This window comes from Duncaniella muris (assembly GCF_003024805.1).
GTDB lineage: Bacteria > Bacteroidota > Bacteroidia > Bacteroidales > Muribaculaceae > Duncaniella > Duncaniella muris.
The window spans coordinates 183,629-191,710 of sequence record NZ_PUEC01000003.1 but is presented as its reverse complement, the minus strand read 5'-3'; the positions used below and the strand labels follow the sequence as shown (position 1 = coordinate 191,710).

Genomic DNA, 8,082 nt, shown 5'->3' with positions numbered 1-8,082 from the left:
TTTCCGCTCCAGAAAGGAGGTGTTCCAGCCGCACCTTCCGGTACGGCTACCTTGTTACGACTTAGCCCCAGTCACCAGTTTTACCTTAGGGCGCTCCTTGCGGTTGCACACTTCAGGCACTCCCGGCTTCCATGGCTTGACGGGCGGTGTGTACAAGGCCCGGGAACGTATTCACCGCGCCATGGCTGATGCGCGATTACTAGCGAATCCAGCTTCATGGAGTCGAGTTGCAGACTCCAATCCGAACTGAGACAGGCTTTCAAGTTCCGCTTTGCGTCGCCGCATTGCTTCTCTCTGTACCTGCCATTGTAACACGTGTGTCGCCCCGGACGTAAGGGCCGTGCTGATTTGACGTCATCCCCGCCTTCCTCACAGCTTGCGCCGGCAGTCTCGCCAGAGTCCCCAACTTGACTTGCTGGTAACTGGCGATGGGGGTTGCGCTCGTTATGGCACTTAAGCCGACACCTCACGGCACGAGCTGACGACAACCATGCAGCACCTCGACACAGGCTCCGAAGAGCTACCTCCTTTCAAAAGTATTCCTGTGTCGTTTGAGCCCGGGTAAGGTTCCTCGCGTATCATCGAATTAAACCACATGTTCCTCCGCTTGTGCGGGCCCCCGTCAATTCCTTTGAGTTTCACCGTTGCCGGCGTACTCCCCAGGTGGAATACTTAACGCTTTCGCTGTATCACTCAGGGATCATTCTCCCCGAACAATTAGTATTCATCGTTTACTGTGTGGACTACCAGGGTATCTAATCCTGTTCGATACCCACACTTTCGTGCATGAGCGTCAGTTGAGCGCCGGTATGCTGCCTTCGCAATCGGAGTTCTGCGTGATATCTATGCATTTCACCGCTACACCACGCATTCCGCATACTTCTCGCTCACTCAAGAAAACCAGTTTCAACGGCTCGAAGAGGTTGAGCCTCTCAATTTTACCGCTGACTTGATCTTCCGCCTGCGCACCCTTTAAACCCAATAAATCCGGATAACGCTCGCATCCTCCGTATTACCGCGGCTGCTGGCACGGAGTTAGCCGATGCTTTTTCTTCGGGTACTCTCGGAACGCCACACGTGGCGTCTTTTGCTCCCCGACAAAAGAGGTTTACAATCCATAGGACCGTCTTCCCTCACGCGACTTGGCTGGTTCAGGCTCGCGCCCATTGACCAATATTCCTCACTGCTGCCTCCCGTAGGAGTCTGGTCCGTGTCTCAGTACCAGTGTGGGGGACCTTCCTCTCAGAACCCCTACGCATCGTCGCCTTGGTGGGCCGTTACCCCGCCAACTAGCTAATGCGCCGCATGGCCATCCGTAGCCGGTGTTACCCTTTAAACCCCAAGAGATGCCTCTCGGAGTTATTACGCGGTATTAGACGGAATTTCTTCCGCTTATCCCCCTGCTACGGGCAGGTTCCATACGTGTTACTCACCCGTGCGCCGGTCGCCGGCGGAAGTATTGCTACCTCCCCGCTGCCCCTCGACTTGCATGTGTTAAGCCTGTCGCTAGCGTTCATCCTGAGCCAGGATCAAACTCTTCGTTGTTGTCTATATATTTTTCTTTTCTTCTTTATTAAAAAAAGCAAAGCTAAAATACAGACCGTTTGTTCTGTTATTTCTTTTGCTTTCACAGAAACAACCGTCAAAAACCGAATGTCTGCCCGGTCCGTCAGTGAATGTCCGTTCAATCTATTGCGATCTAACTTTGAAATTGACAGAGTGCATTTCCTAAAAATGACTCTTGTACTACTTTCATGTCTATTGTAAATCTTTCAATGTTCTCTCGTTGCTTTCTCGATCGCCGTGGCGGCCGGTGGAAAACTCTGCAAAGGTACAACCTTTATTTTGAATCTCGCAAATTTTTCTGAAGATTTTAACCTTTCTTAAGATTTGACCGGCGAACCGATCTACCATTTCCAGCGTTATATCTTCTATCAGTCTGCCGCTGCAAGCCTTGCTTCTCAAAAGCGAGTGCAAAGGTAGACATTTCCCTAATTCCCTCCAAATATTTCGCAGTGTTTTAACAGAATTTTAACACTCAAGCGCGGTTTTACCTCCTTTTTTGAGTTTTATGGCCCTTTTTGAGCCATCAGGAAGTACAATTGTGGTAGATCCACCATTCGGAGAATATATGGTAGCGGATGACAATTTTCCACCTTGCCACTCCATATCTAATATGAATCCACCGCGCGCACGCAAGCCTTTAACACTTCCATCGGACCATTGGGCAGGAATAGCAGGCAGCAAGACTATACTTTCAGGAGTTGACTGAATCAGCATTTCGGCCACGCCGGCTGTTCCACCGAAATTTCCGTCAATCTGAAATGGAGCATGAGCATCAAGAAGGTTAGGATAGGTGCCTCCCCCACTCCGTTTATCCGATCCTTTATAATTGTCAGGACTCACATATTGCAACAGGCGGCGATACATATGGTAGGCTCCTTCTGAATCGAGCAGACGGGCGAGCAGATTGACACGCCATCCGGTGCTCCAGCCGGTTGTGTTGTCACCCTTCACTTCTAATGTACGCGCGGATGCGCGCGCGAGGTCTGGAGTAGAGGCCGGTGAGATATGCCTTCCCGGAAAGAGTCCGTAGAGATGTGACTGGTGACGGTGAGTAGGGTCGCGGTCTTCCCAATCGAAATACCACTCCGAAAGATTGCCTTTGTGTCCGATCTGATAGGGATAGAGTCGCTGGAGCACGGAATCAGCTTCTGTGCGGAAGTCCGAATCAAGGCCAAGCTCCTCGGCTGCATCACGGGCATCCATCAGACACTGCCTGATCATGGCAAGGTCAGCCGCTCCGCCATAGAATGTGGCTCCGGCATAATCATCGGGAGTGACATAGTTGTTCTCCGGCGAAGTAGAGGGCGATGTGATCAGCTTTCCGTCTTTTTCAATGAGCCATCCGATGCAGAACTCGGCAGCTCCCTTAAGAGTCGGATAGTACTCAGCCAGAAACTTCTTGTCCTGGCTGAAGAGATAATGTTCCCAGATATGGCTTGCGAGCCATGCGCCACCCATGTTCCAATTGGCCCAAGTGGGATCACCATCAGTCAGCCCTACAGGATTTGTCATGGCCCATATATCTGAATTGTGGGCGAGACACCATCCACGGTCCACACCATAATAATTACGAGCCGTGCGTTTGCCGCTTGCCGACAGATTTTTGATCCAGGGGAGCAAGGCGGTGGCATGAAGTTCGCCAAGACCTGTGATTTCAGCCGGCCAATAATTCTCCTCTACATTTATATTGGTGGTATAATTACTGCTCCACGGCGGAAGGATATATTCATTCCAGAGCCCCTGAAGATTTGCAGGCACTCCGTGAGTGCGCGAACATGAGATCAGCAGATAACGGCCATACTGAAAATACAGCTCCTCAAGGTCGGGATTCACTTCCTTTAGATCAGTATAGCGTTTAAGCTGCACATCGGTCGGGAGCGCAGCCACAGAATCAGGTGTTGCACCGAGATCAAGGCTGACGCGTGAGAATAACGATGTATAATCTGCAATATGGTCACGCTTTATGCTGTCAGCTCCCTTGGCCACGGCTTTTTTGATGCGCTTTTCAGCAAGCGCCACATAATCGCGGCCATCTTTGGCCGGATCACGGTCGAAGCCGTTGAAACTTGTGACATTGGTTATATAGATGACGGCTCCTCTGACATTCTTGAGTTTGAGCGCACCGTCAGCCTCGGCGATGATCTCACCGCCATCGGTTTCTGCTTTCAGAATAGTGCAGAACTTAGTGCCACGCTCAGGGTCATACTTCAGTTTTTCTTCAAACGACGTATAGCCCGGAAGCGAAAGATAGGCGGCGTGGCCGAGCGAACGGATCTCTCCGCGGGCATCAGACGTTACCTTAGCAGGCAATTGCGATGAAAGTCTTAGCGTGGCGGTAAAAGGATGCTCGCCCGAAAGCCTCAACACTATTACCGAATCAGGGGCCGAGGCAAAATAGTCGGTTTTCAGTTCTCCCTTTCCGTCATTAAACCTGTTGGCGGCCATAGCTGTCGTCAGATCAAGTTCCCGCTCATATGAGCTGACCTGTGGCGCCACACCTTCGTGACTGATGGTCAACTGCCCCAGCGGCTGATAGTTTTCGCTATAATGTCCCTGCACTTTACGATGAAGAGAATCTGCCGCACGATAGTCGCCACGGTCAAGGGCCGCTCTGATTTCAGGTATTGCCTTATAGGCATCGGGAGTAGTCACTCCGCGTTCCGGCTCACCGGTCCAGAGTGTTATATCGTTAAGTGAAATCCGGTTTTCAGCAGTTCCGCCATAGATTATGGCTCCGAGATTGCCGTTGCCTATAACCAAAGCCTCTTCAAAAAACTCGGCAGGGCGGTCGTAGTGCAGTTTCAGTCTGTTATTTTCATCAGCGCCTGCAGCAGAAATGGCAGCCGCGCCAAAAATGAATGCGAGAAGAGTATTTTTCATGGTACTCCGTGAAATTATGTATTGTCAGGTAAGTAAACTATTGCATATTGTCTCGGCTGATAGCCGAAATTCGGAAAGAAGAGAGATTTTTCTATAAGTAAAACAAGACTGTCAGCGGGGCGATCAGGCAGTAGCGCCGGAAACGCCCCGCAGCAGAAGTCTCATGTCTGGTCAGACGTTAAACAGGAAGTGCATGATGTCACCATCCTGGACAACATAATTCTTGCCCTCGATTGCCATCTTGCCGGCATCGCGCACCGCACTTTCAGTTCCGAGAGCCACATAATCGTCATATTTGATCACTTCCGCGCGGATGAAGCCGCGTTCGAAGTCGGTATGGATCACGCCGGCACACTGCGGAGCCTTGCTGCCGCGCATGAATGTCCAGGCTCTGACCTCATCGGCTCCGGCCGTAAAGAACGTCTGGAGATTGAGCAGCGCATAAGCCGCACGGATCAGACGGGCCACACCCGACTCTTCAAGACCAATCTCAGCCAGGAACTCCTGACGCTCCTCAAAGGTGTCAAGTTCGGCTATCTCGCTCTCGGTCTGGGCAGCTACGATCAGCAGCTGGGCATTCTCGTCCTTGATAGCCTCACGGACAGCCTCTACATACTTGTTGCCGCCTACAGCCGATGCATCATCGACGTTGCAGACATACATCACCGGCTTGCTCGTCAGCAGGAAAAGATCATGGGCGAATTTCTGTTCGTCGACAGTCTCCAGCTCCACCGTGCGCGCCGGTTTGCCCTGCGAAAGCGCATCATGATACTTCTTCAGCACCTCATACTGCAGTTTGGCCACCTTGTCGCCTCCGGTCTGAGCCTGCTTCTGAGTCTTTGCCATACGGCTTTCCACAGTCTCAAGATCTTTGAGCTGCAGCTCGTAGTCTATGATCTCCTTGTCGCGGACAGGATCCACAGTATTGTGGACATGCGTCACATTGTCATCATCGAAGCAGCGCAACACGTGGAGAATGGCATCCGTCTCACGGATATTCGCCAGAAACTTGTTGCCAAGTCCCTCGCCCTTGCTCGCGCCCTGGACAAGTCCGGCTATATCCACGATCTCGACTGTAGCAGGCACCACACTACGCGGCTGACACATGTCGACAAGCTTGTTGAGACGAGCGTCAGGAACGGTGATCACACCTACGTTGGGTTCGATAGTACAGAACGGGAAGTTGGCCGACTGAGCTTTTGCGTTTGACAGACAGTTGAACAATGTTGACTTGCCCACGTTGGGAAGTCCCACTATGCCACATTGAAGAGCCATGATATAATGATTTGTTTATTTACTGTTTTGAATTATATTGAAAATTAGCATACAAAGGTAATCAAAAAAATCCACACCTCAAAGATTCAGTTCAGTCGAAGCTATCAGCCTGAAATCAGGATGAGAATGCAGCAGAAGAAGCGAGGCCACCTCGCAGGCCGAATCGCCAAACTCTTCATCGGTAAGCCCGCGCAGGTCAGCCACGACATCGACAGCACCCCAACGATCGGCCAGATCGTCGACAACCCCGTTGAGCTGCCCCGCATCGCCTGAGTCCACCGGATAGAACCGACATCCGGCACTCTGGGCTATGCGAGTCCCCTCACGTCGGTCTGTCATACAGAAAGCCACCTGGAAATCCGCTTTCCGGAAACAGCTGCACACACGGCTGACGAGGGCGGCATCCTCGCAGAGCACAAGCACACTCATTGGCGGAAAGGCCACCACAAATTCTCCGGCCTTACGCTGCCGGGCCACATAAGTCTTTCCACCTTTCGAAGTCAGCTTCCCGGCTCGGTATTCCTCCATCCGCTTTTCAAGATAATTGTCTGCCATAAAAATTTTCAATTCGTTTTAAATTGCAAACATACAAATTTTACCGGATTAATTCGGTAATTTTGCACCCCGATAGTAAAAGTTACTTATGAACATCGCTCTTTTACGCCAGCGCATCAAGCCCTGGATACTCCCTATCGCAATGGTAGCCGGGATGCTCTTCCACGACTTCATGGGACAGATTGAATTCATCGCCCCCTACCTCATCTTCATCATGCTATTCATCACATTCTGCCGTGTGAAACCACATGAATTCAGGATCACAGCTCTGTCGTGGAGCCTGCTCTCCGTGCAGATCATCGGAGCACTGGCACTCTATTTCATCATCGCCCCCATGAGCGTCGATGTGGCTCAAGGCACCTTCATCTGTGTCTTCTGTCCCACCGCCACAGCCGCACCCGTCATCACCGGGATGCTCGGAGGCAGTGTGCCGCGCCTGGCTACATTTTCTATAATATCCAACATCGCGGTCGCTCTGCTCGCCCCCGTAATTTTCACCCTCATGGGAAGCGATGCCGGCATCCCCTTCTCCGACGCCCTGCTGACAATCTCAGCCAAAGTCATGCCGCTTATAATCCTCCCGCTCGTGCTTGCGCTGTGTCTGCTTAAAATCTCACCGAAAGTACACCGCGCAGTTGCCGAAAAGCAGGCCGTCTCGTTCTACATCTGGGCCGTCTCGCTCTTCATTGTTGTCGGACGCGCCGTCAGCTTCATAATGGACGAGCCCTCTGAAGCCATCCCGAAAATGATCATCCTCGCCATATTTTCCGGCATAGTCTGCTGCGCCCAATTCTGGATCGGACGCAAGATCGGACGCCGCTGCGGCGACAAGATTGCAGGGGCACAGGGACTTGGCCAGAAAAACACGGTCCTGGCCATATGGATGGCCCTCACCTATCTACATCCGGTATCGTCCGTAGCCCCGGCAGCCTATGTGGCCTGGCAGAACACCATCAACTCCGCCCAGCTCTATTTCAAAATGCGCCGCGAAAACTCCGGAAAGTAACCGGGCAAATGGCAATTCTATAGAACGGAAAAACTAAATTCTTCCAAAATCCGTTAATATAGATAGAAATAAAAACATAGCGTCTATGGCACTCAACAGCATGTATGAGAATCTTATGGGGCTTCCGCTATTTAACGGCGTGAGCTATAACCGTATATCTGAGATTGTGGGCGGCACCCGCCTTGCATTCCTCAAGTTTCTGCCCGGCGAGAAAATAGTCATGGCCGGCGATCCCTGCACCAGACTCATGTTTGTGATCGGCGGCAAAGTCAGACTCTCCATCCGCAACAGCTCCGATCGGTTCATTGTAAGCCAGACTCTCGAAGCGCCATCAGTAATTTCTCCTGACTTCCTCTTCGGACGCAATACCCTCTTCCCGGCCTCAGTCACCGCCATTGACACCGTCTCGATAATGGAAATCGAAAAAAACGACTTCATTTCCATCATCCGCAACGATGAAGTCTGCCTCTTCAACTATCTTAACTTCATTTCAACCAACGCCCAGAAAGCCATTGACGGAGTTGTCGCTCTTACATCAGGATCTCTTGAAGAACGAATCGCCTTCTGGATCATCGCCCTCACCCAGCGCGATGCCAAAGACATAGTGCTCGCCTGCCGCCAGCGAGACCTCTACTCACTGTTCGGCGTGCAGCGCTCGTCATTCATCAACACCCTCGACTCCATGAAAGAACGCGGCCTCATTGACTACGGTCCGACCGAAATTCGCGTAATATCCCGCAACGACCTCCGCTCCATCCTGCTTAAATCTCCTGACTGAAGATTGAGGCAGACCAGCGGAT

Annotated in this window: 5 protein-coding genes and 1 rRNA gene; 2 read left to right on the top strand and 4 right to left on the bottom strand. The window is 51.7% G+C overall.

Annotated features, from left to right (window positions below; genetic code table 11):
* Window positions 1-12: 12 nt before the first annotated feature.
* The 4 genes from C5O23_RS02360 to C5O23_RS02345 form a co-directional block, all read right to left on the bottom strand.
* A 16S ribosomal RNA gene (locus tag C5O23_RS02360) occupies window positions 13-1,545 on the bottom strand.
* A 486-nt stretch (window positions 1,546-2,031) separates the two neighbouring features.
* Window positions 2,032-4,446 carry a glycoside hydrolase family 95 protein gene (locus C5O23_RS02355; RefSeq protein WP_107031347.1) on the bottom strand — a complete coding sequence of 805 codons (2,415 nt, stop codon included), beginning with the start codon at window positions 4,444-4,446 and terminating at the stop codon, window positions 2,032-2,034.
* Between the two features lie 171 nt (window positions 4,447-4,617).
* Entirely contained in the window at window positions 4,618-5,721 is a 1,104-nt protein-coding gene (gene ychF / locus C5O23_RS02350; protein WP_107031346.1) for a redox-regulated ATPase YchF, read from the bottom strand.
* Between the two features lie 78 nt (window positions 5,722-5,799).
* Window positions 5,800-6,276: a Rossmann-fold NAD(P)-binding domain-containing protein gene (locus tag C5O23_RS02345; RefSeq protein ID WP_107031345.1), complete on the bottom strand. Its 477-nt coding sequence runs from the start codon at window positions 6,274-6,276 to the stop codon at window positions 5,800-5,802.
* Window positions 6,277-6,364: 88 nt separating this feature from the next.
* On the opposite strand from C5O23_RS02345, the gene C5O23_RS02340 reads away from it, so the two are divergent.
* Both C5O23_RS02340 and C5O23_RS02335 read left to right on the top strand, forming a co-directional pair.
* On the top strand, window positions 6,365-7,282 hold the full coding sequence (locus C5O23_RS02340; RefSeq protein ID WP_107031344.1) for a transporter: 918 nt from the start codon (window positions 6,365-6,367) through the stop codon (window positions 7,280-7,282).
* An 85-nt stretch (window positions 7,283-7,367) separates the two neighbouring features.
* Window positions 7,368-8,060, top strand: a complete 693-nt coding sequence (locus C5O23_RS02335; RefSeq protein ID WP_107031343.1) for a Crp/Fnr family transcriptional regulator — start codon at window positions 7,368-7,370, stop codon at window positions 8,058-8,060.
* Window positions 8,061-8,082: the final 22 nt, after the last annotated feature.

Coding starts and splice junctions, on each gene's coding strand:
- C5O23_RS02340 (WP_107031344.1), top strand. CDS start 6,365: ATGAACATCGCTCTTTTACGCCAGCGCATCAAGCCCTGGATACTCCCT.
- C5O23_RS02335 (WP_107031343.1), top strand. CDS start 7,368: ATGGCACTCAACAGCATGTATGAGAATCTTATGGGGCTTCCGCTATTT.
- ychF (WP_107031346.1), bottom strand. CDS start 5,721: ATGGCTCTTCAATGTGGCATAGTGGGACTTCCCAACGTGGGCAAGTCA.
- C5O23_RS02355 (WP_107031347.1), bottom strand. CDS start 4,446: ATGAAAAATACTCTTCTCGCATTCATTTTTGGCGCGGCTGCCATTTCT.
- C5O23_RS02345 (WP_107031345.1), bottom strand. CDS start 6,276: ATGGCAGACAATTATCTTGAAAAGCGGATGGAGGAATACCGAGCCGGG.